Consider the following 23,512-nt stretch of genomic DNA (forward strand, 5'->3'; position numbering starts at 1 on the left):
GCCGTTTCCCAGGGGGTTGGGCCTACCGTTGAGGTATGGGGCTGCGCGTGGTGTCTTTGGTGCCTTCGTTGACGGAGGCGGTGGCGGTGAGTGCGCCCGGGGTGGTGGTGGGGGCCACGGATTGGTGCAGTCATCCGGTGGGGCTGGATGTCGTGCGGGTCGGGGGGACCAAGAATCCCGATGTCGGGCGGATCGTGGGGTTGGGTCCGGATGTGGTGATCGCCAACGAGGAGGAGAACCGGGCGGTTGACCTGGCGGCGTTGCGGGCCGCGGGATTGCGGGTCTTGGTGACCGAGGTGCGGTCGTTGGAGCAGGCGTTCGCCGAGTTGGCGCGGGTGTTGGCGGAGGGGTGCGGGCTGGCGCGGCCGGGGTGGTTGGACGCGGCGGAGGACGCCTGGCGGGCGGTGCCGGTTCCGGTGGTGGAGCGGACCGCGGTGGTGCCGGTGTGGCGGCGGCCGTGGATGGTGGTGGGGCGGGACACCTTCGCCGGGGACCTGTTGCGGCGGCTCGGGGTGCGGAACGTGTACGCGGAGCACGAGGAGCGGTATCCGCGGATCGCGTTGGGCGAGCTCAATGCCGTCGGGGCGGATCTGGTGGTGTTGCCGGATGAGCCCTACCGGTTTGCCGGGGACGATGGGCCCGAGGCGTTTCCGGGGATGCCGGCGGCGTTGGTCAGTGGGCGTCATCTGACGTGGTACGGGCCGTCGTTGGTGCGGGCGCCGCAGGTGTTGGCGGCGGGGCTGGCCGAGTCGGCGTGGGTGCGGCGGCTCTGATCGTGAGTCAGGCCGTGGTCGGCCGGGGCGGGGCGAGCAGGCGGCCGCGGGCCAGGCCGTGGGCGGTGCGGGTGCCGGTCACCGCGACGGCTATGACGAGGGCGGCGAAGAGGGCCACCGCGAGCCAGCCGTAGGCGGTCAGGCCGGTGTGGCGGGCCAGGCCGGCGGCGCCGGTGACGCAGGTGCCGACGGGGAAGGTGAAGCCCCACCAGGTCATCGCGAAGCCCATGCCGCGGCGGGCGGCGCGGACCACCAGGGCCGTGGCGAGGGCCAGCCAGAGGAGGGCGAAGCCCAGCACCGGGACCCCGTAGAGCACCGCGAAGGCGCTCATGGCGTGCGCGGTGGACGGGGTGACGACGCCGGGGGCGACGTCGGCGAGGTTGTTCACGGCGGTGGTGGACTGGCCCAGCGGGCCGAGGACGAGGAAGAGGGTCGGGGTGAGGGCCAGGGGGAGCGGGCCGTGGTGGAAGAGGCGGCTCAGGACCAGGGGGAGGACGGCCAGGGTCATCAGGAGGGACATCCCGAAGAGCGCGTAGCAGGCCAGGAGGAGCGCCTTCTGCGGCTGGCCGGGGGGCAGGTGGGGGATCAGGGCCGGGCCCAGGGCGGCCGAGACCATGGGGGCGACCAGGGGCAGTAGCCAGACCGGGGAGGCGCTGCCCTCGGTGATCTTGTGCCGGGCCACCATCAGGTACGGGATGCCGGCCGCGGTGGCCAGCCCGACCAGGGTTCCCGCGGTCCACAGCACGGCGTCGGCGGCCACCGCGGCGGGGGTGCCGATGATGTCCCGGCCGACCGCGAGGGTGCCGCCGCCGACCGCCAGCAGCGCCATCGCCAGGCATCCGTAGAACGGGGCGACGGTCGGGTCGAGCAGGTGGCGGCGGGCCTGGTCGGAGTGGCGCGCCCAGTGGACGGCGCGCGCGGTCAGCAGGGTGAGCAGCAGCAGCGCGGACAGCGCCCAGACCACCTGGTAGGCGGCGCGGAGGCCGGGGGCGGTGAGCGGCAGCGTCGCGCCGGCGTTGGCGACGATCGCGGTGCCCATGACGGCGGCGTACCAGTTGGGGCCGAGATGGCGCACCGAGGAGGGGCCGGGGGTCGGGGCGGGGGCGCCGGTGGCGGGGTTTCTGGGCGGGGCCTGGGCTACTGAGGACATGGCACAACGGTCGCCCGTCCGGTCCCCGCCGACCAGGGATCTTGTCTCTATGAGGGCATAAGATGGGGTTATGAGTGGCGAGACGAAGGAGTGGGCCGGGGCGCCGGGCGACGGGGTTCCGCTGCACCACCGGGTGCCGGACCTCGGGGCGCTGGAGCTGCTGCTCGCCGTCGCCCGGCTCGGCAGCCTGGGCCGGGCCGCGCGGGTGATGGGCATCACCCAGCCCGCCGCGAGCAGTCGGATCCGTTCCATGGAGCGGCAGTTGGGGGTGGCGCTGGTCGAACGGTCGCCGCGCGGTTCGCGGTTGACCGAAGCGGGGGCGCTGGTCACCGACTGGGCGCGGCGGGTGGTGGAGGCCGCCGAGGCGTTCGACGCGGGCACCCAGGCGCTGCGAGGGCGGCGCGATTCCCGGTTGCGGGTCGCGGCCAGCATGACCATCGCCGAGTACCTGCTGCCCGGTTGGCTGATCGCGCTGCGCGCGCAGCGCCCGGGGACGGCGGTGTCGCTGCTGGCGGGGAACTCCCGCTTGGTCGCCGAGCGGCTGCTGGCCGGCGAGGCGGACCTCGGCTTCGTGGAGGGGCTGGACGTCCCGGCGGGGCTGGACGAGGTGGTCGTCGGGCGCGACAGGCTGGTCGTGGTGGCCGCCCCGTCCCACCCGTGGGCCCGGCGCCGCACCGGGCTGACCGCCGCCGAACTGGCCGCGACGCCGCTGATCCTGCGGGAGCGCGGTTCGGGCACCCGGCAGGTGCTGGACGCGGCGCTGGCCGGGACCGGGGGGCTGGCCGCGCCGCTGTTGGAGCTCGCCTCGACCACCGCGGTGAAGTCCGCGGTGGTCAGCGAGGCGGCCCCGTCCGTGCTGAGCGAGTTGGCGGTGCGCGAGGAGCTGACCGCCGGCCGGCTGGTGGCCGTCCCGGTGCGCGGGCTCGAACTCGCCCGCGAGCTACGGGCGGTGTGGCCCGCGGGCCAGCGGCCGGTGGGGCCGGCGCGCGATCTGTTGGGGCTGACGCGGCGGGGGGCCTGAACGGCCGCCTCCGGCGGGGCCGGTCCGGTGGGGCGGGGGCGGACCGGCCCTACTCCGCGCCGGCCGGCGCCGGTCGGCGGGCCGTGCCGAGGCGGGTGAAGAGCGCCGTCAGGGTCGCGGCGGTCAGCGCGGCGGCCGGGACGCCGCTGCCGAGGAGGGCGTGCGCCCACGTGGGCAGCGGCGCGTAGAGCCGCGGCGCCAGGAGGGGGAGCAGACCGGCGAGGAGGGTGAGGGCGAGGACGGTGGCGGCGGCGCGGTCGTCCAGGTCGGTGCCGGCCAGCATCGCGATGCCCATGGCAGCGATCACCGCGTAGATCACCAGCGCCGCACCGCCGACGACCGGCACCGGGAGCGCCGCCAGCAGCCGGGTGAGGGGCGCCAGCAGCCCGCACAGCACCAGCAGCGCTCCCGCGGCCGCGGTCACGAACCGGCTGCGGACGCCGGTGAGTCGGACGACGCCGATGTTCTCCGCACTGGTCACCATCGTCACGCCGCCGAACAGCCCGGCCAGGAGGGACGCCGCCGCATCCGCGCGGGCGGTGCGCGGCACGTCGCGGGCCGGCCGCGGATCCCGGCCCACCGCCCGGCTGTTGAGCACCGTCTGACCGGTCGCCTCGGCGAGCGAGGCGAGCGCGAAGACCAGCAGCGGCAGCGCGGCGAGCAGGTCGAAGTGCGGGACGCCGTACGGGAGGAGGCGGGGGAGGGCCAGCACCGCGTCCCCCGGTACGGCGCGGAACGGGGCGCCGCTCAGGGCCGTCGCGGCGGTGCCGACCGCCATGCCCAGCAGGACCGACAACTGCCGCCAGACGCCGCGCAGCAGCAGGAATCCCAGCGCGGTGGCGGCGACGGTGACCAGCGCCGGGCCGCCGCCGGCGGTCGCCATCGGGGCCGCCACCGCGACCATGGTGACCCCGATGACCAGCACCGTCGCGCCCATCACCAGCGGCGGGAAGAACCGCACCAGCCGCCCGTACAGCGGCAGTGCGGCCAGCAGCAGCGCGGCCGCGAGCAGCACCGCGCCGGAGGCGGTGGCCGCGCCGTGCTCCCGGGCGATCTGGAGGAAGAGGGCGGCCGCCGCGCCGCCGGGCAGCATCACGAACGGCAGTCGGGCGCCGATCCGCAGCACGCCGAGGGACTGCAACAGCGTCCCGGCGCCGCAGAGCACCAGGGTCGCGCTGAGCAGCGCGGCGGTGCGGTCGGGCGGCAGGTGCAACCCGCCGGCCAGCAGGAAGACGGTGGAGACCGGGGCGGCGATCATCGCCAGAACGTGCTGGGCGGCGAGCGGCAGCAGCCGGTGCAGCGGAAGGCGCGCGTCGACCGGCGCGGGCCCGGGGGTGGCCATCGCTCACACCTGCCGCTTCAGCCACGGGAGTTCAGCGGCGGCGTAGCGGTAGGCGCGGAAGACCGCGTTGTTCTGGGTGGGGAACAGCGCGCCGACCTCCGGTTCGCGGTAGCCGCCGAACTCCGGGACGACGTACTCCCAGCACACCCGGCCCTCGGCAGTGACCTCGAAGAGCCGGCCGGCGGGGGAGTCGGTGACCAGGGTGTTGCCGTTGGGGAGGCGCTGGGCGCTGCCCATGAACGGCGCGAAGAACGCCTCCCGGGCCGGGTCGTGGTACTCCCACACCACCTCGCCGGTCGCCCGGTCCACCTCGATGACGCGGGAGTAGGGGACGTCGCAGTCGGGTCGGAAGACGCCGTTGTCGAAGATCAGGAAGTTGCCGTTCGGCAGCTCCGTGGGGTGGTGTTGCTGGGAGACCAGTCCCGGTCGGGTGCGCCAACGCACCGCTCCGGTGGCCCGGTTGACGACGATCACCGCCGAGACGCTGCGCAGGCTGACCAGCACGTCGCCGTCGGCCAGCGGCAGCACCGAGTTGATCAGCGGCCAGTGCTCCCGCGAGTAGGCCGGGTGCAGCGGGTACTCCTCCGGATCGAGGTGGTCGGCGGCGCTCCAGGACCACAACGGGCACCCGTCCGCGTCGACTTCGCGGAGGGTGTCGGCGTACACCGTGCCGCCCGGCTCGGAGCCGGGCACGCCGCCGCGGACCGCCGCGGCCCGGTCACCGGTCAGCGGCTCCAGCGCGGAGTAGAGGATCCGGCCGTCGCCGTGGTGGTGGGCGTCGTGGTGCTGGAGCGGGTCGGTGTGGGACCGCAGTACCGTGCCGTCGGGGGCGATCTCCTGCATCAGCCCGCCGCGGTACTTGTGCCACATCGGGAAGAGCGCGCCCTGGTCCGGGAGGGTGGCGTTGTAGGCGAGGTTGCCGTTGGGGAGCAGGCGGGCGTGGCGGCCGGGGCGGTGCGGAAGGTCCCAGCGGTGGACGACGGTGCCGCGCAGGTCGATCAGCAGGACCTGGCCGCCGCCGGTCAGCGGGGCGTAGAGCGTGTAGCCGTCGTGCGCGGCGGTGGCGTCGAGCGCGATCAGGCCGGTGCCGCGCCGTCGACGTGTGTTTTGATCGACTGCGATCGGGCCGGTGGTCAGGCCGGAGGCCGTATCAGAGGTCATGCCGGATTCCCCTCGTCGAACTGGCTGCCGTCAAACTTTGTTTGATGAGGTCGAACGGCGTTAGACGCTAGGGCCGGTGTGTTGCGGGGTCGTGAACGGCACGATAAGGAGTACGCGATGGCGTCGGTGGGGAGCGGACGATGAGCGGGGTCGGGAGCGCGGCCGAGGTGCCGCGGGTGGGCGCGGCGGTCCGACGGCGGCGCCGCGCGCGGGAGTTGACCCTGGCCGACCTCGCCCGCGCCACCGGACTGTCCGCCCCGTTCCTCAGCCAGGTCGAGAACGACCGGGCCCGCCCCAGCATGCGTTCGCTCCAGTCGATAGCGGACGCCCTGGAGACCACCGCGGTCCGACTGCTGGCCGCCGCCGACGGGCCGCGCACGGTGGACGTGGTGCGGGCCGACTCGGCCGCCGTGCCCGAGGACGGCGAGACCGGCCGGGTGCGCCCGCTGGTCCGCGGCCACCAGCAGCTGCACGCCCTGGAGTTCACCGGCCGGCACGACTGGCGGCGCGAATTCCGGCACCCGCACGACGAGTTGATGTACGTGATCGAGGGCGCGGTGGAGGCCGAGGCGGACGGCCGCCGCTACGCACTCGGCCCGGGCGACACCCTCTACTGCTCCGGCGGGATCACCCACCGCTGGCGGTCCCTGGCGCCGGAGAGCCGGGTGCTGTTGGTGGGGGTGGCGGATGACTTCCGGGGGTGAGGGGGCGGCGGCCGCCGGCGCTCACACCTCGGCCGCGGCCGTCCCCCGGGCCGCCGTCACCAGGGTCTCCATCACGCGGGTGTCGTCGCCGGCCTCCGGATGCCACTGGACGGCCAGGGTGAGGGCCGGTGCGTCCGGGAGTTCCAGCGCCTCGACGGTGCCGTCCTCCGCGTACGCCGAGACCACCAGCCCGCGGCCCAGGCGGTCCACGGCCTGGTGGTGGTAGGTCGGCACGGCCACCGGCTCGGGCAGCGCCGCGCTCAGCAGCGTGCCGGGCACCGCCGCGATCTCGTGCCGGCCGAAGACCCCGGGCGGGCCGACGTGGCCTTCGAGGTGCTGGACGAGGGTGCCGCCGAGCGCCACGTTCAGCAGTTGCAGCCCCCGGCAGATGCCCAGCAGCGGCACCCGGGCCGCCAACGCCGCCTCGATCAGGGCCAGTTCCCAGGCGTCCCGGTCCAGGGCGGGCGGCCCGGTGCGGGGGTGCGGCTCGGCCCCGTAGCGGGCCGGGGAGACGTCCGCGCCGCCGGCGATCACCAGCCCGTCCAGCCGGGCGACGGTCGCCGCGGCGGTCTCCGGGTCGCCGGGCGGCAGCATGGCGGGCAGCCCGCCCGAGCGCTGCACCAGGCGCGGGTAGCCGGCCGGCAGCAGCGCCGCGGGCAGCGTCCACACTCCCCACCGGGCCTCTTCCTGGTAGGTGCTGATGCCGATCAGCGGGGGCTGCGGCTGGGGCGGCTGGGGCATCGGGGGGCTCCTCCGTGCGGTGTGGGGCGCTGCGGGTGGTTCTGGGGTTACCTGCGGGGCGGGGTGAACTGGCCCTAGTCGCGTTCGAGTTCGGCCTCCGCGGCGGCCAGGGCCGCGAACTCCTCCTCGGGCGCGGCCGCCACCAGCCGGTGGCGGGAGTAGAGGGCGAAGTAGGCCAGGGCGAGGCCGTAGACGGCGAGCGCGATCAGCGCGGCCTCCTTGTCGACCAGGAAGGTCGCCACCAGCGCCGAGCAGGCCAGCACGAAGGCCACGCCGGAGGTCAGCATGCCGCCCGGGGTGCGGTACGGGCGGTGCAGGCCGGGCTCGCGGCGGCGCAGCACGAGGTGCGAAAGGGCCATCAGGGCATAGGAGATGGTGGCGCCGAAGACCGCGACGTTGAGCATCCGGGCGCCGTCGCCGGTGGCCGCGGCCAGCCCGAAGCCCAGCGCGCCGGGGACCAGCAGGCCGAGGTAGGGCGCCTTGCGGCGGCTGGTCAGGGAGAGGAAACGGGGCAGGTAGCCGGCCCGGGAGAGCGCGAAGAGCTGCCGGGAGCCGGCGAAGATGAGGGAGAAGAAGGACGCCACCAGGCCGGCCAGGCCGGCGTAGTTGACGATCCGGCTGACCGTGGTCGGGGTGCCGTGCGGCTGGAGCGCCTGGACCAGCGGGTCGCCGACGGACTGGATCGCGGCCGAGCCGCGCGCGCCGGTGGCCGCGGTGAAGGTGATCAGCGCCAGGAGCAGCAGCACGCCCATCGCGGCCGCCATCGCCCGCGGCAGCGTACGCGCCGGGTCCCTGGTCTCCTCGGCCGCCAGCGGGACGCCCTCCACGCCCAGGAAGAACCACATCCCGAACGGGAACGCCGCCCAGATGCCCAGCACCCCGAACGGCAGCCACGAACTCGCCCCGAAGGCATCGGGCTCGACCGGGATGTCGTTGAGCGCGTCGACGTGGAAGTCGCTGAGCGCGGCGAGCGCGAAGACCAGCAGCGCGGCGACCGCGATCGCGGTGACCACCAGGCTGAACCGCAGCGCCTCGCCCACGCCCCACAGGTGGATCCCGATGAAGAGCACGAAACAGGCCAGATAGACGGGCCAACTGGAGTGCAGTCCGAACAGGCCCAGCGATTCGACGTAGTCGCCGATGAAGATCGAGATCGCGGCCGGCGCCAACACGTACTCGATCAGGATCGCGGTGCCGGTCAGGAAGCCGCCCCACGTGCCCAGCGCCCGCCGGGCGAAGCCGTAGCCGCCGCCCGCGGTGGGCAGGATCGAGGCCAACTCGGCCAGCGCGAAGACCAGACAGGTGTACATCAGGCCCATCAGGACCGCGGCGATCGCCAGTCCGCCGAAGCCGCCGTGCGCCAGCCCGTTGTTCCAGCCCGAGAAGTCGCCGGAGACGACGTAGGCGACGCCGAGGCCGGTCAGCAGCAGCGGGCCGGCGCTGCCGCGGCGCAGCGTCCGCCGCTCCAGATAGGCGTCGCCGCTCGGGGGCCCGCCGTCGGGGGACGCGGCGGACGGCGCGCGGGTGCTGTCGGCATGGGTGCTGTCGGCCATGAGCCGCTCCTGCCTCGCGGGGGACAACCGGAGTAAAGGTTTAGCCGCATACCTTTGTCGCCTCGGCGGCTCAGCGCAAGACCCGTGCGGAAAAGGCCGGCGACATGGGGCGTAAAAGGGGGCGTTACGGCGCCGGCGAGGACAGGAAGCCGCGCAGCAGGGCCGCGGTGCCGCAGCAGTGCTCCCGCATCACCTCGCGGGCGCCGTCCGCATCGCCCTCCAGCACCGCCTCCACCAGCGCGGCGTGCTGGGTCTGCGAGTGCTCCAAGTTCCGCACCAGCAGCGGGATGCAGTCCAGCAGGTCGTTGACGCCGGCCCGGACCGCGGCGTACTGGGCGGCCAGCGACGGCGATCCGGACAGCTCCGCCAGCGTCAGGTGCAGCAGGGTGTCCCGGCGCCGGTAGTCGGCCAGCGGCGCGTCCTCGGTGGCGGCCAGCGCCTCCCGCAGCCGCGCCGCCTGCTCGCCCGACAGCCCGTGCGCCGCGCACAGCCCGGCCGCGCCGACCTCCAGTACCTCCCGGAAGCGCAGGATGTCCTCGACGTCGGTCCGGTCGACCCGGCGCCGCAGCTCGGCCTCGCCCGGGCTGTCGGTGCGCATCCGCACGAACGTGCCGCCGTACCGGCCGCGCCGGCTCTCCACCAGCCCCTCGTCCTGGAGCACCTTGAGGACCTCGCGCAGGGTGACCCGGCTGATCTGCAGCCGCTCCGCCAACTCCCGCTCGGCCGGCAGGCGTTCGCCCTGCGGCACCAGCCCGAGCCGGACGATCTGGAGTATCTGCTCCAGCGCCTCCTCGAAGCCGTTGCCCGCCCGGACCGGCCGCAGCACCGGCGCCAGCCCATCGGCCGCAGCATCCATCGGAACCCCTTCCCAATCAATGGTTCGTGTGCCTACCTTATGGGCTCCGGATGCAGCGACAGGAGGCACCACCGTGGCAGACCGCAGGCCCCCGCTCTCCGTCGAGGAGCTCACCGCCCTCGTCGACAACGGGGAGATCGACACTGTCGTCCTCGCCTTCACCGACATGCAAGGCAGGCTCCAGGGCAAGCGGTTCGCCGCCCGCTACTTCCTCGACACCGTCCTCGACCACGGCACGGAGGGCTGCAACTACCTCCTCGCCGTCGACGTCGACCTGAACACCGTCGACGGCTACGCGATGTCCTCCTGGGAGCGCGGCTACGGCGACTTCGCGATGCACGGCGACCCCGCCACCCTCCGCCGCACCCCCTGGAACCCCGGCACCGCCCTGATCACCGCCGACCTCGCCTGGCACGACGGCACCCCGGTCGTCGCCTCACCCCGGCAGATCCTGCGCCGCCAGCTCGACCGGCTCGCCGAGCGCGGCTGGAGCGCCCACGTCGGCACCGAGCTGGAGTTCATGGTCTTCAAGGACAGCTACGAGGACGCCTGGTCCCGCGGCTACCGCGGGATGACCCCGGCCAACCAGTGGAACGGCGACTACTCCGTCCTCGGCACCGGCCGCGTCGAGCCCCTGCTGCGCCGGATCCGCAACGAGATGGGCGCGGCCGGCATGACCGTCGAGTCCGCCAAGGGCGAGTGCAACCTCGGCCAGCACGAGATCGTGTTCGTCTACGACGAGGCGCTCACCACCTGCGACCAGCACAGCATCTACAAGACCGGCGCCAAGGAGATCGCCGCCCAGGAGGGCATGGCGCTCACCTTCATGCCCAAGTACGACGAGCGCGAGGGCAATTCCTGTCACATCCACCTCTCACTCCAGGACGCGCAGGGCCGCCCGGTGCTGGCCGATGACGCCGGCCCGCACGGCATGTCGCGCACCATGCGGCACTTCCTCGCCGGCCAACTCGCCGCGCTGCGCGACTTCACGCTGCTCTACGCCCCCAACATCAACTCCTACAAGCGGTTCCGCCCCGGCTCCTTCGCCCCCACCGCCGTCGCCTGGGGCCCGGACAACCGCACCTGCGCCCTCCGCGTCGTCGGCCACGGCCGCGGGCACCGCCTGGAGAACCGCCTGCCCGGCGGCGACGTCAACCCCTACCTCGCGGTCGCCGGCATGATCGCGGCCGGCCTGCACGGCATAGACCAGGAGCTCGAACTCCCGGACGCCACCACGGGGAACGCCTACGCCGGAGACGCCGCGCACGTCCCCGCCACCCTCCGCGAGGCCGCCGGGCTGTGGGAGCGCAGCACCGTCGCCCGCGCCGCCTTCGGCGACGAGGTCGTCGACCACTACCGCCACATGGCCCGCGTCGAACAGGACGCCTACGACGCCGCCGTCACGGACTGGGAGCGCTTCCGCTCCTTCGAGCGCATGTAAGGAACGCCCGTGCTGCAAGAGCTGACCATCCTCAACCCGGCGACCGAGGAGGTGGTGGCCACCGTCCCCACCACCCCGCCCGCCGAGGTCGACGCGGCCGTCCGCCGGGCCGCCGCGGCCCAGGAAGTCTGGGCCGCGCTGGCCCCCGGCGACCGGGCCCGGCTGCTGCGCCGGTTCGCCGACGTCGTCGACGCGGCGATCGAACCGCTGGCCCAACTGGAGCTGCGCGAGGCCGGCCACCCCCTGGGCAACGCCCGTTGGGAGGCCGGCAACGTCCGCGATCTGCTGCACTACGCCGCCGGGGGAGTAGAGCGGCTGACAGGGCATCAGATCCCGGTGCCGGGCGGGCTGAACCTCACCCTCCAGGAACCGCTCGGCGTGGTCGCCGTCATCGCCCCCTGGAACTTCCCGATGCCGATCGCCGCCTGGGGCACCGCCCCCGCGCTCGCCGCCGGCAACGCGGTCCTCCTCAAGCCCGCCGAGACCACCCCGCTCACCGCCCTCAAGCTCGCCGAACTCGCCCTGGAGGCCGGGCTCCCCGAGCACCTCTTCCAGGTCCTGCCCGGCGAGGGCGCGGTCACCGGCAGCGCGCTGGTCGACCACCCCGGCGTCGCCAAGGTCGTCTTCACCGGCTCCACCGCCACCGGCCGGCGGATCGCCGCCCAGTGCGCCGCGCAGACCAAGCGGCTCACCCTCGAACTCGGCGGCAAGAGCCCCAACATCGTCTTCGCCGACGCCGACCTGGAGGCCGCCGCGGCCGCCGCCCCCGGCTCGTTCCTCGACAACACCGGCCAGGACTGCTGCGCCCGCAGCCGCATCCTGGTCCAACGCAGCGTCTACGACCGCTTCCTGAGCCTGCTGGAGCCCGCGGTCAAGGCGTTCACCGCCGGCGACCCGAACGACCCCGCGTCCCAGATGGGCCCGCTGATCTCCGCCGCCCAGCGCGACCGGGTGCGCTCCTACGTCCCCGAGGACGCCCCGGCCGCCATCCGCGGCGCGGTCCCCACCGGCAAGGGCTTCTGGTACCCGGCCACCGTCCTGGAGGGCCGCCCCGAGGACCGCACCGCCGTCGAGGAGATCTTCGGGCCCGTGGCCGTCGCCCTCCCCTTCGACGACGAGGCCGACGCCGTCCGGCTCGCCAACGCCACCGACTACGGCCTGGCCGGCTCCCTGTGGACCCGCGACGTCGGTCGCGCGCTGCGCATGGCGCGCGCCGTCGCCGCCGGCAACCTCTCGGTCAACTCGCACAGCGCGGTGCGCTATTGGACCCCGTTCGGCGGCTTCAAGCAGTCCGGTCTCGGCCGCGAACTGGGCCCGGACGCGCTGACGCCCTTCACCGAGACCAAGAACGTCTTCCTCGCCACCGAGCCGGCCGGCTCGTGATCCGCACCGTCACCACCCACTAGGAGAGCCACGTGACCGACCAGACCGCCGTGTGCCGCCGCCTCGTCGGCCGTACCGCCGTGATCACCGGAGCCGGCAGCGGCATCGGCCTGGCCACCGCCCGCCGGTTGGCCTCCGAGGGCGCCCACGTCGTCTGCGCCGACATCGACGAGAAGGCCGGCAAGGCCGCCGCCGAGGAGGTCGGCGGCACCTTCGTCCAGGTCGACGTCACCGACGCCGAGCAGGTCGAGGCGCTCTACAAGACCGCCTACGACACCTACGGTTCGGTGGACATCGCCTTCAACAACGCCGGGATCTCGCCGCCCGACGACGACTCCATCCTGACCACCGGCATCGACGCCTGGAAGCGCGTCCAGGAGGTCAACCTCACCTCGGTCTACCTCTGCTGCAAGCACGCACTGCCCTACATGCGGCGGCAGTTCGAGCAGACCGGGCGCGGCGGCTCCATCATCAACACCGCCTCCTTCGTGGCCGTGATGGGCGCCGCCACCTCGCAGATCAGCTACACCGCGTCCAAGGGCGGCGTGCTGGCGATGTCCCGCGAACTGGGCGTGCAGTTCGCCCGCGAGGGCATCCGCGTCAACGCGCTCTGCCCGGGGCCGGTCAACACCCCGCTGCTGAAGGAGCTGTTCGCCAAGGACCCGGAGCGGGCCGCGCGCCGCCTGGTGCACGTCCCGGTCGGCCGGTTCGCCGAGCCCGAGGAGATCGCCTCCGCGGTCGCCTTCCTCGCCAGCGACGACTCCTCGTTCGTCAACGCCGCCGAATTCCTCGTCGACGGAGGCATCGCGGGCGCCTATGTGACCCCCTTGTAGGCTTCCATGATCAATATCGGGACCGGCGCCCGCGGGCGCCGGTCCCGCCGTGCTTCCCCCTTGACCACGGAGGACACATGACCGCCCGCCCCCGCCGGCTGCTGGCCCTGGGCCTGGCCGGCGCCGCCGCGCTCGCCGCCCTCACGGCCACCGCGCCCGCCACCGCCGCGACCCCCGCAACGGCCCCGGCCCGCGCCAACTGCCCGCAGCTCTCCAAGAAGCTGCCCTGGTACGGCGACAACCGCGCCAAGCTCCAGAAGATGATCGACGAGCGCGGCACCTGCTCCGGGTCCCACCCGTCGCCCGACCACCACCCCGGCCGGATGCGCTCCGCGCAGCCCCTTTCGACGGGCCCCCGTCCCGTCGCCGCCTTCGACTGGGACAACACCGTCGTCAAGAACGACATCACCGACGCGACCCTGGCCTGGATGCTCCGGCACGACAAGGTGCTCCGGCCCAAGAGCTGGCGGGACACCAGCCCCTGGCTGACCGCCGCCGCCGACCGCGCGCTGACCCGCGCCTGCGGCACCGGCCCCGCCGGCCGCCCGCTGCCCACGTCCGGCCGCGCCGCCTGCGCCGACGAGATCATGGAGATCCGCGGCGAGGGGAAGACCATGAGCGGCGCCGCCGCCTTCGCCGGCACCTGGAACCACCGCCGCACGGTCCCCCAGTACGCCTGGGTCCCCCAGCTCTTCGCCGGCCTGAAGCCCGCCGCCCTCACCCGGTACGCCAAGCAGGCCCGCGCCGAGAACCTCGCCGCGCCGATCGGCGCCCAACAGACCGTCGGCACCCACAAGATGGCCGGCTACATCCGCTACTACCCGCAGCAGAAGGACCTGATCCGCACGCTCAAGGCCGCCGGCTTCGACGTCTACATCGTCTCCGCGTCCTCCGAGACCCTCGCCGAGGCGTGGTCCGGCGGTGTCGGGCTGGACGCCGCACACACCCTCGGCATCCGCAGCCGCCTGCAGCACGGCAGGTTCACCACCCGCCTCGCCGGCTGCGGCGACGTCAAGGACGGCCCCGGCGAGGCCATCCCGTACATCGACGGCAAGCGCTGCTTCATCAACCAGGAGATCTACGGCATCAAGGGCGCCGAGGCGTGGCGCAAGCAGGACCCCGCGCACCGCATCGCGCTGGGCGGCGGCGACGCCACCACCGACGTCACCTTCGTCGGCGACGCCACCGGCGCCCACCTGGCCATTAACCGCAACAAGGACGAGCTGATGTGCCGCGGCTACGACGACGCCGACGGCCGCTGGGTGGTCAACCCGATGTTCATCGACCCGCTGCCCCGCAAGTCCGGCGCCTACCCCTGCGCCACCAAGGGCTACACCAACACCGACGGCTCCCTCGGCCCGGTCCGCCGCCCCGACGGCACCGTCGTCGCCGACCAGCGGGACCGCATCCACGGTTGAGCGCACCGCCGGACCACGGGCGAGGCCCGCGCCGTCACAGGAAGGTGCGGCCCTCGCCCCGGTACGTCGGCACCGTCGCCACCACCCGGTCGCCCTCGACCAGGTGCAACTGCGCGAACCGCTCGCACAGTTCGCCCGCCTTGGCGTGCCGGAACCACACCTTGTCGCCGACCGCCAGCCCGTCCGCCGCCGCCCCCAGCAGCGGCGTCTGCACCTCGCCCGGCCCCTCCTGCGGGTCGTAGCGCAGCCCGGCCGGCAGATACGGCTCCGGCAGCCGGTCCGCACCGGCCACCCCCGACGCCGGATAGCCGCCGCCCAGCACCGTGACGACCCCGGGCCCCGGACGCCGCACCACCGGCTGGGCGAACAGCGCCGCCGGACGCCCGGTGAACGACCGGAAGTTGTCGAACAGCCGCGGCACGTACAGCCCCGAACCCGCCGCGATCTCGGTGACCGCCGCCTCCGCCGCGGTGTGCTGCACGCTCCCCGTCCCCCCGCCGTTGACGAACTCCAGCCGCGGCGCCACCTGCCGCACCGCCCGCACGGCCGCCCACCGCCGCTGCGCCAACTCCCGCCGCGCCGCCGCCTGCATCACCCGGATCGTCCGCGAACGCACCGGCCGCCCCGCGACCTCGTCACCCACTCCCGCCACATGCCCCTCGTAGGCCATCAGCCCCACCAGCCGGAAACCGGGCCGGCGCACCACCGTCCGGGCCAAGGCGGCGAGTTGCTCCGGGTCCCGCAGCGGCGACCGCCGGGCCCCGACCCGCACCCGCCCGCCCAACAGCCGGTAGGAGGTGTCCAGTTCCAGGCAGATGCGGACCTCCGCGCCGCTGCCCGGACCGCCCGGACGGGCCGCGTCGATCAGATCCAGTTGCGCGGGGTCGTCGGCCATCACCGTCACCGCCGCCGCCGACGCGGGATCGCCGACCAGTTCGGCGAAGCCGGCCCGGTCCGCCGACGGGTACGCCAGCAGCACGTCCGGGAAGCCGGACCGGGCCAGCCACAGCGACTCGGCGAGCGTGAAGCTCATGATCCCGGCGAAGCCGTCGCGCGCCAGCACCCGCTCCAACAGCGCCCGGCAGCGCACCGACTTGCTCGCCACCCGGATCGGCTTCCCCTTCGAACGGCGCACCAGATCGGCGGCGTTGGCGTCGAAGGCGGCCAGATCGACCACGGCCAGCGGCGCGTCGAGGGAGGCGGTGGCCCGGTCGAGCGGGGTCCGTCCGGAGCCGGGCGCCCGGGGCGCGGGAGCGGTGGTGGCATGCGCGTCGGTGAAGAGCGGGGACATGGCCCGCAGCCTGCCAGACCGCGCTACCCCTGGTAAGGGGACGAACCGCGCCGGAAGTGTCGCGGGAGCGCGCGGGGGTTGGAGCGGCGGCCCGGCCAGCCCTTAAAGTGGCTCGACACCGCAACCAGCAGGTCAGCGGCGTGTTGTCCGGATACGAACCACCCTGCCCCGATTGCTTGTCGGGTCCGGGGCACACCGTGCGAGGGGGAGCGCTGGTGAGCGCCGACGCCGATTACGCCGATGCGCCGCGCATCCCACCCATACCCCCGCGCCCGCCGCACCGCCCCGCCGGGCCCGCCCCCGACGAGGACCCCAAGACCACCGTCCTGCGCCCGGTCCCCGCCGAGCCCCCCCGCCCGCCCGCCGGCCGCTCCCCGCCGAGACCACCCCGGCCCCCAAGCCGACCCCGTCGCCCGCCGCCCCCGCGCCCGAGCCGAACGCGGCCCCACCCCGGCCCCCACCGCGCCCCCCCGGTCGACGACCCCGCCGCCGCCGGCCAGGCCACCCCCCCCCACCCCCGCACGGAGCCGCCCGCCGCCCCGCCGCCGCCCGCGCCGGCGCCCCCCCGCTCGTTCCGCGACACCGCCGCCTTCCACCTCGCCAACAGCGCCGCCCTGTGGGACGACGCCCGCGCGACCGCGCCGCGCACCCCGCGCCACCCCCCCGCCCCCGAGCCCCCACCCGCCCCCGACCGGCCGTCAACTCCCGCCCACCCCACCGGAGTCGAGGCGGAACCGCGCCGTCCACTGGCCGACCGCCTGCCCGGCAACCGGGTCGTGGCCGCGGCCGTCTCCCTGGTCCTCGGCATCGGCCTGATCGCCGGTGCCGCGGCCGGCAGTTGGCTCACCGACACCCCCGCCAAGGGCACTCCGACGCCCGAGGCCGTCTTCGCCAGGGGCCGGGACGCCTGGCGCAACACCCCCGTCGACGCCCTCTTCCCGCGCACCGTCGAGGGCCTGGCCGCCGGCCCCGGCGGCGCCGACCGCACCTGGATCCGGATCGCGGTCGCCCCCGACACCGGCTGCACCCCCGCCGCCGAGGGCCCGCTCGCCAAGGAACTCGCCCCGGCCGGCTGCGCCCGCCTGCTCCGCGCCACCTACGTCGACGCCACCCGCACCGGCGTCATCACCGTCGGCGCCCAGACCACCCAGGCCGACCGGTCCAAAATGATGGACCTCAACGCCCGCTTCAGCACCAACGACCTGGCCACCCGCAGCGCCCTGATGCCGCCGCCGCTGGCCGCCAAGGGCACCGCCGCCGAGGACTTCGGTCCCGCCCAGCGCGCCAGTTGGACGATCCGGGTCCTCACCGACGTCCCGGTCGTGGTCTACGCGGTCTCCGGCTTCGCCGACGGCCGCGAGGTCGCCGACCCGCAGCCCGCCGACGCCGCCGTCCAACCCGGCACCGCCACCGCCCCCGCCGAGGCCGGCCTCGGCCACGACGCCAAGGGCCTCGCGGACAAGATCAGCACGACCTTCCGCACCGCGTCCGGCCTCCCCGCGCAGCCCACGGAGCAAGCCCCATGACCAAGCCCGCGTGGCGCACCGCGGCCGTCGCCCTGACCTCCGCCGCGCTGGCCGTCCTGCCGTCCCTGCCGGCCCGCGCCGACACCCTCCGCGCCCAGGAATGGGGCCTGGCGGCCATCCACGCCCAGGACGCCTGGGGGACCACCAAGGGCGCCGGCGTCACCGTCGCCGTCCTGGACACCGGCGTGGACGCCGACCACCCCGACCTCACGGGCCAGGTGCTGCCCCAGAAGGACCTCATCGGCTTCGGCGCCCGCCCCGGCGACGACACCTACGCCCAGCACGGCACCGGCATGGCCAGCGTCATCGCCGGCCACGGCCACGGTCCCGGCCGCTCCGACGGCGTCCTCGGCGTCGCCCCCGAGGCCAAGATCCTGCCCGTCCGCGTGATCCTGGAGGACCACGACCCCGAGCGCCGCCGCGCCCGCGACCAGAAGGCCGGCGCCCTCGCCGACGGCATCCGCTGGGCCGCCGACCACGGCGCCGACGTGATCAACATGTCCCTCGGCGACGACAGCGAGACCGCCCACCCCGACTCCCGCGAGGACGCCGCCATCCAGTACGCCCTGGGCAAGGGCATCCCCGTCGTCGCCTCCGCCGGCAACGGCGGCCTCAAGGGCAACCACGTCTCCTACCCCGCGGCCTACCCCGGCGTCATCGCCGCCACCGCCGTCACCCATCTGGACGCCCGCGCGCCCTTCTCCACCCGCCACTGGTACGCCACGGTCAGCGCCCCCGGCTACGACATCCTCATGGCCGACCACGGCACCGGCTACGTCTCCGGCTGGGGCACCAGCCCCGCGGCCGCCTTCGTCTCCGGGGCCGTCGCGCTGCTCCGCTCCGCGCACCGCGGTCTCAGCCCGAACCAGATCCGCGACCTGCTCACCGGCACCGCGCAGCACCGCCCCGAGGGCGGGCGGGACGACGAGTACGGCGCGGGGCTCGTCGATCCCGCCGCCGCGCTGACGGCCGCCGAGCGGCTCGCCCCAACTCCGCAGAAGCCGGCCCCCGTTGCCTATCCCCACCGGTACTTCGGCCCCGGCCCGGTCGCCGATCCCGGCGATGACACCCCCGTCAACTGGATCCCGTGGGCCCTAGGCGCCACCGGCGTCGGGCTCGTAGCAGTAGCGCTCTTCCTCTGGCGCCGATCCGCCGCGCTCGACTGAGCTCCCCGCCCCCACCCACCTGTTTTTCCTACCCCCCAACGGGAGGTGACGGGCCGGAGGGGTGGGTGTGCAGGACGTAAAGCGAAGCAGTCCTGCACACCCACCCCGGAGGCCCGTCACCGCACCCAACAGCCCCGCGCAGCGGCACCGCGCCGCAGGCGCAAAGACAGCACCCCATGGCGGGAAAGCCAACAACGTGGGGCCGAGGCGAACCCGCGCCGACGCGCGGATACGCTCGGTGGGTGGAGAAGAACATTCCGAATCCTGGCTTTGCGGACGATGACGGGTCCGCCGATCCCGCGCTGGCGGCGGCGCTCGCGGCGTACGACGCGGATCGCGGTGCCGAAGGCTCCTTGCTGACCGCGCTGGCGGAGGCCCGCGTCCTGGTGCCGGTGGTGGCGGTGCTCGGGGAGGTCGAGACCGGGCCCGACGGGCTGCGGCGGGAGAAGACCAGCGACATGGCGGTCCCGACGCTCAGCGCGCCGGACGGTCGCCGCGCCCTCCCCGCGTTCACGTCCATGGAGACGCTCCAGCGCTGGCGGCCGGACGCCCGGCCGGTCGCGGTCCCGATGCGGCAGGCCCTGCTGGCCGCCTCCCACGAGCAGGCCGACACCGTCGTGATCGACCTGGCCGGGCCGGTCACCTACCAGTTGACCGGCGCCGCCCTGCGGGCCCTCGCCGAGGGCCGGACCAGCGCCGACCCGCTCGCCGACCCCGCCGTCACCGAGGCGCTGCGCGCCCTCCTCGACGCCGAACCCGCGGTGCACCTCGCGCACCTGACCCCGTCCGCCGAGACCGACGGCACCCTCGCCCTCGGCCTCGCGCCCGGCACCGACCCCGCCGAGGCCGCCCAGCGGCTCGCCCAGGCGCTCGCCGGCGACGAGACGCTCCGCGCCCGGCTGGTCCGCGGCCTCGACCTGGCCCTTCTCCCGCCCGGTTCGAACGCCCCGGGGGAGCCCCTCTACCGACGCTGACCCACCGGGATACGAGTCCGGCGCCGCCCGCCTCCAACGGGCGGCTTCGTCCCACGGGCCGCACAATGCGAGGAGAGCTCAAGATCCACGCGAGGAGAGCCCATGGAGACCACGGAGACCCGCACGGTCGCATCCGAATTCCTCGGCACGCTGCTCCTGGTGTTCTTCGCCGTCGGCGCGGCAGTGCTGGCCGGCGAATACATCGGCACCTTCGGCATCGCCCTGGCCTTCGGATTCGTCATGCTGGCACTTGCCTACGCCCTCGGCCCGATCTCGGGCTGCCACATCAACCCCGCGGTGACGCTCGGCGCGCTGCTGGCCAAGCGCATCACGGTCCGCACCGCCGTCGAGTACTGGATCGCGCAGATCCTCGGCGGCATCGTCGGCGCCGCCCTGCTCTTCCTGGTGGCCAAGCAGGTACCGGGCCTGCAGACCCACGGGGCCTTCGGCACCAACGGCTGGGGCGACCGCTCGGCGGTGCACATCAACCTCGGCGGCGCGTTCGTCGCCGAGATCGTGATGACCTTCTTCTTCGTCTTCGTCGTCCTGGGCGTCACCCACAACACGGCGGTGACGGGCTTCGCCGGCCTGGCCATCGGTCTCGCCCTGGGCCTGGTCCACCTCTTCGGCATCCCGTTGGACGGCACCTCGGTGAACCCGGCGCGGACCCTGGGCCCGGCGATCTTCGCTGGCGGCGCGGCCATCACCCAGGTGTGGTTGTTCATCCTCGCGCCACTGATCGGCGGCGCGCTGGCGGCGGTGGTGCACCAGCTCACCCACCCGCAGGAGGAGCACGTCGGGACCGCCGACCGGGCCGCCGGCGAGCCGACCAAGCCGGACGAGCCGGCCTCCGGCGACCGCGTCTGACCCGCAGCCCCCTCCACGACGACGAGCCCCGGCCGGGATGCGGCCGGGGCTCGTCGTCGTGGTGCGTCAGCCGTAGACGGGGCCGGTGTACTTCTCGCCGGGGCCCTGGCCCGGCTCGTCCGGGACCACCGACGCCTCGCGGAAGGCGAGTTGGAGCGACTTCAGGCCGTCCCGCAGCGGCGCCGCGTGGTACGAGCCGATCTCGGTGGCGCTCGCGGTGACCAGCCCGGCCAGCGCGTGGATCAGCTTGCGGGCCTCGTCCAGGTCCTTGTGGTCCGCGCCCTCCTCGGCGAGCCCGAGGTTGACCGCCGCCGAGCTCATCAGGTGCACCGCGACCGTGGTGATCACCTCGACCGCCGGCACCTCCGCGATGTCCCGGGTCATGGTCTCGAAGTCGGGCGCCTGGCCGGCGGTCTCCGCGGCGGCCGGCTGCTGGGGGATCTGCTCGCTCATGTGCTGGGGTTTCACTTCCTGCTGGAGGGGTCGCACTCCAGACTAGGACCCCCGCCCGGCGGCCCCGCGCGCGGGAGCGCAGGGGCCGCCGGGCGGCCCGGTGCACGGGAGTGGGGTCGCCCTCTTGACTCGTGTATTCTGGTGTTCCGACCGGCCGGACACGTAGGTGACCGGCCCACAAGTGGAGGCTCCGATCTCCCACCCGGCCGACCTCAGGTTGGCGGGTCAACGGTCTGGCTGCGCCCCGCGGAGACTTCGCGACGGTGCTCCTGATCTCATGGAGCCCCGCCTGTGTCCCGTCCGGGGCGTTTTTCATGCTTCCGGCGCGGTTGGTCACACCGAACAGACGTTACGCGGCAGTCCGCCAGGCCGTCGCGTGGTGCTACCGAGGAGGATCCATCAGCGCCGAGCCCCGCATCAACGACCGGATTCGCGTCCCCGAGGTGCGACTCGTCGGTCCCAGTGGCGAGCAGGTCGGCATTGTGCCGCTTGCCAAGGCCCTGGAGCTTGCGCAGGAGTACGACCTTGACCTGGTCGAGGTGGCGGCGAACGCCCGTCCGCCGGTCTGCAAGCTCATGGACTACGGAAAGTTCAAGTACGAGTCGGCCATGAAGGCCCGTGAGGCGCGCAAGAACCAGGCGCACACGGTCATCAAGGAGATGAAGCTCCGGCCGAAGATCGACCCGCACGACTACGACACCAAGAAGGGTCACGTCGTCCGGTTCCTCAAGCAGGGTGACAAGGTCAAGATCACGATCATGTTCCGTGGTCGCGAGCAGTCCCGGCCCGAGCTGGGCTTCCGGCTGCTCCAGCGGCTCGCGGAGGACGTCCAGGACCTCGGCTTCATCGAGTCGAACCCGAAGCAGGACGGCCGGAACATGATCATGGTCCTCGGTCCGCACAAGAAGAAGACCGAGGCGATGGCCGAGGCCCGCGAGGCGCAGGCTGCCCGCAAGGCGGAGCGCCAGGGTGTGGCTCCCGCGGAGCCCGCTGAGGAGCACGCCGAGGCGTGAGCTCTTGGGTGAGCTGCCCCGGATCCAGGCCGGGGCGCCAGCCCCGGAACAATCGACACATCTGACGCTCCCGTATGCCGGTCTCCGCCGGTGGGGGCGCCACTGACGAGGAGAGTACGGCGCATGCCGAAGAACAAGACGCACAGCGGTGCCAGCAAGCGCTTCAAGATCACTGGCTCCGGCAAGGTGCTGCGCGAGCGCGCAGGCAAGCGCCACCTGCTTGAGCACAAGTCGTCCCGCGTGACGCGTCGCCTCACCGGCAACGCCGAGATGGCCCCGGGCGACGCCGCGAAGATCAAGAAGCTTCTCGGCAAGTGAGCCGGGGCGCTCCGCCACGTGAAGCGGAGCGCGCCGACCGGACCGGGACCTAACGTCGATTCGGGCCGTGTGATGACCAACCACGGCCCCGCTACAAGGAGTTAACAAGTGGCACGCGTCAAGCGGGCAGTCAACGCCCAGAAGAAGCGCCGGGCGATCCTGGAGCAGGCCAGCGGTTACCGCGGCCAGCGCTCCCGCCTCTACCGCAAGGCCAAGGAGCAGGTCACCCACTCCTTCGTCTACAACTACAACGACCGCAAGAAGCGCAAGGGCGACTTCCGTCAGCTGTGGATCCAGCGCATCAACGCCGCTGCCCGCGCCAACGGCATGACCTACAACCGCTTCATCCAGGGTCTGAAGGCCGCCAACGTCGAGGTGGACCGCAAGATCCTCGCCGACCTGGCCGTGAACGACGGCAACGCGTTCGCCGCGCTGGTCGAGGTCGCGCAGAAGGCGCTGCCGAGCGACGTCAACGCCCCGAAGGCTGCCGCCTGAGGCTCAGCCTGACAGCGCACTGGCGTCGGCAAGACGTCGGGATTGCGGACCCGCGGGCCCCGGCCTGCGGGTCCGCCGCGTTTCCGGCCCCGGTCCGCGCCGGGTCCCCGCACCGAACGAAAGAAGCGAGCCGCCGCCCATGGGCACCCCCGAGCTGATCTCCCCGCGTTCCCCGCGAGTCGCCGCCGCCCGGCGGCTGGCCCGGCGCCATTTCCGGGGCAAGGAACGCCGGTTCATCGCCGAGGGCCCGCAGGCCGTCCGCGAGGCCGTCGCGCACCGCGCCGGCGGATCGTCCACCCTCATCGAGCTGTTCGCCACCGTCGAGGCCGCCGAGCGGCACGCCGAGATCGTCGAGGCGGCCCGCGGCGCCGGGGTGCCGGTGCACTTCGCCGACGACAAGACCGTCGCGGACGTCTCGCAGACCGTCACCCCGCAGGGGCTGGTGGGCGTCTGCCGGTTCCTGGACTCGCCGTTCGAGGAGATCCTGGCCGCCCGCCCGCAGTTGGTGGCGGTACTGGCCAACGTCCGCGACCCCGGCAACGCCGGTACGGTGCTGCGCTGCGCGGACGCCGCGGGCGCCGACGCGGTGGTGCTGACCGACGCCTCGGTGGACCTCTACAACCCCAAGTCGGTGCGGGCGTCGGTGGGTTCGCTGTTCCACCTGCCGGTCGCGGTGGGCGTGCCGGTCGAGCGGGTGGTGTCCGGGCTGACGGGCGCCGGGGTGCGGGTGCTGGCCGCGGACGGGGCCGGCGACCGCGATCTGGACGCGGAGTTGGACGCCGGCTCGATGGGCGGGCCGACCGCCTGGCTCTTCGGCAACGAGGCCTGGGGGCTGCCCGTGGAGACCCGCGCGCTGGCCGACGCGGTGGTGCGGGTGCCGATCCACGGCAAGGCCGAGAGCCTCAACCTCGCGACCGCCGCCGCGGTGTGCCTCTACGCCTCCGCGCGCGCCCAGCGCACGACCGGCGGCTGCCGCGCGACGTCACCCGCGGGAGGGGCGTAGTCGCGATCCCGACGGCGGGGCCGGGCCGAG

General features: G+C 74.1%; 23 protein-coding genes. 15 read left to right on the forward strand and 8 right to left on the reverse strand.

Annotation, left to right across the window (positions count from 1 at the left end; translation table 11 throughout):
* Positions 1–35 precede the first annotated feature (35 nt).
* Complete coding sequence (locus PV796_RS30485) at positions 36–773, forward strand: helical backbone metal receptor (RefSeq protein ID WP_274916733.1); 738 nt, start codon at positions 36–38, stop codon at positions 771–773.
* A gap of 7 nt (positions 774–780) precedes the next feature.
* Here PV796_RS30485 and PV796_RS30490 read toward each other — a convergent pair whose 3' ends face one another.
* Complete coding sequence (locus tag PV796_RS30490; protein WP_274916734.1) at positions 781–1,923, reverse strand: TDT family transporter; 1,143 nt, start codon at positions 1,921–1,923, stop codon at positions 781–783.
* Between the two features lie 70 nt (positions 1,924–1,993).
* Here PV796_RS30490 and PV796_RS30495 point away from each other — a divergent pair, with 70 nt between their 5' ends.
* A complete protein-coding gene (locus PV796_RS30495; protein WP_274916735.1) occupies positions 1,994–2,944 on the forward strand; it encodes a LysR family transcriptional regulator in 951 nt (316 codons plus the stop codon).
* Positions 2,945–2,993: 49 nt separating this feature from the next.
* Here PV796_RS30495 and PV796_RS30500 read toward each other — a convergent pair whose 3' ends face one another.
* Complete coding sequence (locus tag PV796_RS30500; protein WP_274916737.1) at positions 2,994–4,286, reverse strand: uracil-xanthine permease family protein; 1,293 nt, start codon at positions 4,284–4,286, stop codon at positions 2,994–2,996.
* A 3-nt stretch (positions 4,287–4,289) separates the two neighbouring features.
* Positions 4,290–5,447 carry an arylsulfotransferase family protein gene (locus PV796_RS30505; RefSeq protein ID WP_274916739.1) on the reverse strand — a complete coding sequence of 386 codons (1,158 nt, stop codon included), beginning with the start codon at positions 5,445–5,447 and terminating at the stop codon, positions 4,290–4,292.
* Positions 5,448–5,587: 140 nt separating this feature from the next.
* Between PV796_RS30505 and PV796_RS30510 the strand changes: the two genes are divergently transcribed.
* Positions 5,588–6,151 (forward strand): helix-turn-helix domain-containing protein, encoded by a 564-nt coding sequence (locus tag PV796_RS30510; protein WP_274916740.1) that lies wholly within the window; start codon positions 5,588–5,590, stop codon positions 6,149–6,151.
* Between the two features lie 21 nt (positions 6,152–6,172).
* On the opposite strand, the gene PV796_RS30515 is transcribed toward PV796_RS30510, so the two are convergent.
* The 3 genes from PV796_RS30515 to PV796_RS30525 form a co-directional block, all read right to left on the reverse strand.
* Positions 6,173–6,892: a gamma-glutamyl-gamma-aminobutyrate hydrolase family protein gene (locus PV796_RS30515; RefSeq protein ID WP_274916741.1), complete on the reverse strand. Its 720-nt coding sequence runs from the start codon at positions 6,890–6,892 to the stop codon at positions 6,173–6,175.
* Positions 6,893–6,966: 74 nt separating this feature from the next.
* A complete protein-coding gene (gene eat, locus PV796_RS30520; RefSeq protein ID WP_274916743.1) occupies positions 6,967–8,445 on the reverse strand; it encodes an ethanolamine permease in 1,479 nt (492 codons plus the stop codon).
* Between the two features lie 124 nt (positions 8,446–8,569).
* Positions 8,570–9,301, reverse strand: coding sequence for a FadR/GntR family transcriptional regulator (locus PV796_RS30525; protein ID WP_274916744.1), 732 nt, complete (start codon positions 9,299–9,301; stop codon positions 8,570–8,572).
* Between the two features lie 73 nt (positions 9,302–9,374).
* Between PV796_RS30525 and PV796_RS30530 the strand changes: the two genes are divergently transcribed.
* The 4 genes from PV796_RS30530 (at position 9,375) to PV796_RS30545 (ending at position 14,376) form a co-directional block, all read left to right on the forward strand.
* The gene (locus tag PV796_RS30530) at positions 9,375–10,742 is read left to right on the forward strand and encodes a glutamine synthetase family protein (RefSeq protein WP_274916746.1); all 1,368 of its coding nucleotides are present in this window, start codon (positions 9,375–9,377) and stop codon (positions 10,740–10,742) included.
* Positions 10,743–10,751: 9 nt separating this feature from the next.
* Positions 10,752–12,125, forward strand: a complete 1,374-nt coding sequence (locus PV796_RS30535) for an aldehyde dehydrogenase family protein (protein WP_274916748.1) — start codon at positions 10,752–10,754, stop codon at positions 12,123–12,125.
* A gap of 32 nt (positions 12,126–12,157) precedes the next feature.
* The gene (locus tag PV796_RS30540) at positions 12,158–12,958 is read left to right on the forward strand and encodes a 3-oxoacyl-ACP reductase (protein WP_274916750.1); all 801 of its coding nucleotides are present in this window, start codon (positions 12,158–12,160) and stop codon (positions 12,956–12,958) included.
* A gap of 77 nt (positions 12,959–13,035) precedes the next feature.
* Complete coding sequence (locus tag PV796_RS30545; protein ID WP_274916751.1) at positions 13,036–14,376, forward strand: haloacid dehalogenase-like hydrolase; 1,341 nt, start codon at positions 13,036–13,038, stop codon at positions 14,374–14,376.
* 34 nt (positions 14,377–14,410) lie between these two features.
* Here the strand turns inward: PV796_RS30545 and PV796_RS30550 are convergent, their stop codons facing one another.
* A complete protein-coding gene (locus PV796_RS30550; protein WP_274916752.1) occupies positions 14,411–15,667 on the reverse strand; it encodes an amino acid deaminase/aldolase in 1,257 nt (418 codons plus the stop codon).
* 215 nt (positions 15,668–15,882) lie between these two features.
* Between PV796_RS30550 and PV796_RS30555 the strand changes: the two genes are divergently transcribed.
* The 4 genes from PV796_RS30555 (at position 15,883) to PV796_RS30570 (ending at position 20,200) form a co-directional block, all read left to right on the forward strand.
* Positions 15,883–17,193: a hypothetical protein gene (locus PV796_RS30555; protein ID WP_274916753.1), complete on the forward strand. Its 1,311-nt coding sequence runs from the start codon at positions 15,883–15,885 to the stop codon at positions 17,191–17,193.
* Positions 17,190–18,359: a type VII secretion-associated serine protease mycosin gene (gene mycP, locus PV796_RS30560; RefSeq protein ID WP_274916754.1), complete on the forward strand. Its 1,170-nt coding sequence runs from the start codon at positions 17,190–17,192 to the stop codon at positions 18,357–18,359. Before PV796_RS30555 ends, mycP begins: the two co-directional genes overlap by 4 nt.
* Before the next feature lie 242 nt (positions 18,360–18,601).
* Positions 18,602–19,333: an SseB family protein gene (locus tag PV796_RS30565; protein WP_274916755.1), complete on the forward strand. Its 732-nt coding sequence runs from the start codon at positions 18,602–18,604 to the stop codon at positions 19,331–19,333.
* Positions 19,334–19,435: 102 nt separating this feature from the next.
* A complete protein-coding gene (locus tag PV796_RS30570) occupies positions 19,436–20,200 on the forward strand; it encodes an MIP family channel protein (protein WP_274916756.1) in 765 nt (254 codons plus the stop codon).
* Positions 20,201–20,266: 66 nt separating this feature from the next.
* Here PV796_RS30570 and PV796_RS30575 read toward each other — a convergent pair whose 3' ends face one another.
* Positions 20,267–20,653 carry a DUF1844 domain-containing protein gene (locus PV796_RS30575; protein WP_274916757.1) on the reverse strand — a complete coding sequence of 129 codons (387 nt, stop codon included), beginning with the start codon at positions 20,651–20,653 and terminating at the stop codon, positions 20,267–20,269.
* A 314-nt stretch (positions 20,654–20,967) separates the two neighbouring features.
* Between PV796_RS30575 and infC the strand changes: the two genes are divergently transcribed.
* The 4 genes from infC (at position 20,968) to PV796_RS30595 (ending at position 23,482) form a co-directional block, all read left to right on the forward strand.
* A complete protein-coding gene (infC, locus tag PV796_RS30580; RefSeq protein WP_274916758.1) occupies positions 20,968–21,666 on the forward strand; it encodes a translation initiation factor IF-3 in 699 nt (232 codons plus the stop codon).
* Positions 21,667–21,789: 123 nt separating this feature from the next.
* Positions 21,790–21,984 carry a 50S ribosomal protein L35 gene (gene rpmI, locus PV796_RS30585; RefSeq protein ID WP_006607578.1) on the forward strand — a complete coding sequence of 65 codons (195 nt, stop codon included), beginning with the start codon at positions 21,790–21,792 and terminating at the stop codon, positions 21,982–21,984.
* A 108-nt stretch (positions 21,985–22,092) separates the two neighbouring features.
* Positions 22,093–22,479: a 50S ribosomal protein L20 gene (rplT, locus tag PV796_RS30590; RefSeq protein WP_274916763.1), complete on the forward strand. Its 387-nt coding sequence runs from the start codon at positions 22,093–22,095 to the stop codon at positions 22,477–22,479.
* Between the two features lie 139 nt (positions 22,480–22,618).
* A complete protein-coding gene (locus PV796_RS30595; protein WP_274916764.1) occupies positions 22,619–23,482 on the forward strand; it encodes a TrmH family RNA methyltransferase in 864 nt (287 codons plus the stop codon).
* Positions 23,483–23,512 lie beyond the last annotated feature (30 nt).

It is taken from the genome of Streptomyces sp. WZ-12, from assembly GCF_028898845.1.
Taxonomy (GTDB): domain Bacteria; phylum Actinomycetota; class Actinomycetes; order Streptomycetales; family Streptomycetaceae; genus Streptomyces.